Source organism: Chryseobacterium sp. 22532, from assembly GCF_052044665.1.
GTDB lineage: Bacteria > Bacteroidota > Bacteroidia > Flavobacteriales > Weeksellaceae > Chryseobacterium > Chryseobacterium lathyri.
Map to the genome: position 1 here is coordinate 2,921 of NZ_JBQENJ010000012.1, position 3,398 is coordinate 6,318.

Here is a 3,398-nt window from a genome sequence, read left to right on the forward strand (position 1 = left end):
TAGTGTTTGTAGTTGTACTGGTTCTCCTGTAGTGTTTTCCCGTCTGCGTCCTTTACTTTAATCAGTCTGCCTGCATTATCATAGATATTTACGGTTCTGATGCCATTAGCTGATATAGACTGGGTAACTCCAATCAAAGGATCATAAGCAGTTGCTGTAACACCGAAATTCTTCAGGGCAGGATCTTTTCTAAGATTTTCCAGAGCTTGTATAAGCGCAGGTTCGTTAGCCGGATTATCACGATCCGCATTGGAAGCGGCTATGGCAGCTGTTACTGTCGAAAGGGAGGCTACCTGGGAATAGGAGGCTCCTGAAATAACAGCAATAGGCAGGGTCTGGTAATATCCCCAGATTGTGGTTGTAGGAATTCCGTTTTTCCCGGTTACCTGTACCAAATTCCCTTTGTTGTCATAAACATCCAGTGTAGAAGCGGTAAAAGGACTCTGGTTCTGTCTGTTATAGCCGATGACAGAACTCGGGTATACATTAGCTGAATGATCAAATTTAGTTTCAGATTTTCCGATGGTTTTACCCCCTTCTTTTACTTCTGTTTCTACCGGCATTCCTGTCATATTAGCAGCCAGCAGCTTGGTGAGATTTTTGTCCTGGGCGTATTTATAGAAGCTTTCAGTTACCGTTCCGTCTGCAGCTGTAGTTTTTGAAGAGGAAGGTTTGTAATTATCTGCTCTTACATTGTTTTCACTTGAAGTTTGCAGGAAAGATGCCGCAGATCCTGAAGGATAGGCTATGGAAGTGCTCTTTGTCTGGCTGATAAATGCTGTTTTGGAATAAAATCCTTCATCGGTCTGATAATCAACATCATCTGCAATGCCAAATGTGTACTGATAATCATCTTTTCCCAGAAGCTGGTTAGTCTCACTATACATTTCTTTTTTCTCCAGTATCCCTGATCTTAAAAGGTTGTAGTAAGGCTGGAAATTAACGGTATTGCCACCTACCGTAGTCTGATACGATGGATAATCCTTATCCAGTTTGAAGAAATATTTTGCATATCCGTTTCCTGAACCGTCCATTACTTTTACATTTTTGAACAGGATTCTGCCGTCTTTAGAAGTATAGCCGCTTGAAGCGTTTGGAATGGAAAAATCATCATACTTGTATGAAATTTCTTTTACCGGGATACTGCTGTTAATACTATTGAACCTTTTAATGGAACGTATCCTGTATGATGTAGATGGACTAGCATTACGGTAAGGTCCGGGCTTTGCCACAACTTCTATCAGCCCAAAATTAACCTGACCATTCTGTAGGGGCACGTTGGCAGTAACGGTATACTGACCGGGGTAGTTGTAAAATTTTATACTGCTTCCTTTTTGGTTGGTGGTTAATACCTCAGTTCCTCTTTTAAGGGTATAGGTAATTCTTTTATTTTCAGGTACGGGAGGAAGAATAATAGGCTCTCCGGTATTGGGATCAACTGAAGTATAAACGTCGCCGTAATTTACCCAGAATGTTTTTTTCTTTGAAGAATCCCCCGGGATCGTAAAAGAATAAGTCAGGGTTTGATGGGTATCAAAGCTGAAATTTAAAAACTCCTGCTGTTCCTGTGTACATGAGTCTACATAATCCAGGGTCAGTGATTCCAGATAGGCAGCAGAGCTTTTATCGGCATAAATTTCTGAACCTTCGTAAAGGTACTGGGTAACACCTTTTGTAGGATAAATAATCTTATTAAGAACACCGGATGGATCGACCTGTACGCTTCCCTGACACGATCCACCTGTTGGAACCTCCAGGCTGAGAGGATTATAAAGAAATGCGGTCTCTTCAAGGATATTCTGCCCGTCCATTTTCTTTATTTTGTCCAACTGTCTTTTTTTGTAGGTAGCATCCCCCGGATTTGAAGGGAAAGGATAGGAATAGTCAAAGGCATATTCCGCCACTTTACCGTAAAAATTATTCAGCATTACTTTTTTAATGCTGTAAGGATCATTCATGGTTTTTTCCAGGGTCTGGTCGTAATCATAAACGATCTCGATATTTCCCAGTGCGGTATTGATTTTTTGAAGCTGGCAGCTTTTATAAAGCAACGTGGTATTATCAGTATCGTACTTCGTATTTTTCTGATAGGTAAAATTCGCGGTTTCCACACCATCGGCATTGGTAATTCTGGTCAGGAAAAAGGCTGATTTGTATTCCCATCCCCAAAGCCCTTTTTCATCATAAAAACTATCATAAACGGCCGCTGTAGAATAATCATTAAAGTAATAGGTGCTGCCATCATCATCCGTAATAGTAAAGGAGTCTATAACCAGCGTAGCGGTATTATTCTGCTTTGTATAGGCTATTTTGACATGGTTCAGCGGGGTAAGATCTACTATTCTGAATGTGTTTTGTACGGTATCTCTTTCTATTTTAAATTTCCCCGAAAACCCGGGAAGACTATAATAGTATTCATCATCGAAGACATTTTTTTCATAATGAGCGCTTGCTGTATTCTGAAACGCTTCATCCACCATAATCCCATTAATTTTTCTGGAAATAACCCCACCTTTGAACATGGACCAGCCTGCTCCAACTTCGCTCGCTGCATCGTCTGCAGAAACGCCTGTTGGATTATAGCTCAGCTGCAAGCCAAAATCAGATCCTCCATATCCTGAAATACTGAATAACGGTACAGAAATTTCAGGTATGCCCACCGCTACTGACGGCGGAGTATCTGTATGCCCGGCAAGGGAAGCAAGTGAAGGGACCGGATTGGAAGTATCTCCAAAGTTAACACCCTGAAATTGGTGCTGTGCCTGGAGATGACCATATAAGCCTACCAGGCTTATAAGACACATGTAGATTTTTTTCATTATTTATGTTTATTTTTTTATCAGTTTAGCATTCGCCGTTTTATTCGTATCCGTTTTAATGGTAACCAGATAAGCCCCCTGAATCAAATTCTGGGTATTAATCTTCGTCACCTTATTCTTAGTCTTTAAGCTCTGAAGATGCCTTCCTCCCATATCATACAGCATAATATCAGCTTGTTTAAAGTCAAAGCCTATTTCTACGTATGCATAGTCTGAAACAGGATTAGGATAGATTTTGATGTCTTGTTTTTCTATAAGCTGATCAAGTTGTTTATCGCCCAGCTTCACAATCTTCCAGTTCTCTTTTCCGAGTTCTTCTGCACTGGTTCCAGCCAGGATAATGGAGCCATCTCTGTTCAGTTTTATATCAGATAATCTTTCTTCTTTTTTCCTGGATTCTCCTTTTACATGTTTTCTCCACTGCTCATTGCCATCCTGGTCCAGGTACAGCATCCAGAAGGTTTCATCATCGGCTTCAATCCTTCCTTCTGCCTGGGTATACCCTCCCAAAAGAATTCCTTTTGTGACATCTTGGTTCTTGGCTCTTGAATCTTGACTCTGGATTACACTCGTTCCCAT

General features: G+C 40.8%; 1 protein-coding gene and 1 pseudogene. Both read right to left on the reverse strand.

Annotated features, from left to right (window positions below):
* Window positions 1–2,819, reverse strand: a pseudogene (locus tag ACTJIV_RS20240) (hypothetical protein); the annotation flags it as partial.
* A 9-nt stretch (window positions 2,820–2,828) separates the two neighbouring features.
* The coding region (locus ACTJIV_RS20245) for a T9SS type A sorting domain-containing protein (protein ID WP_440629259.1) at window positions 2,829–3,398 on the reverse strand (570 nt) is incomplete at its 5' end.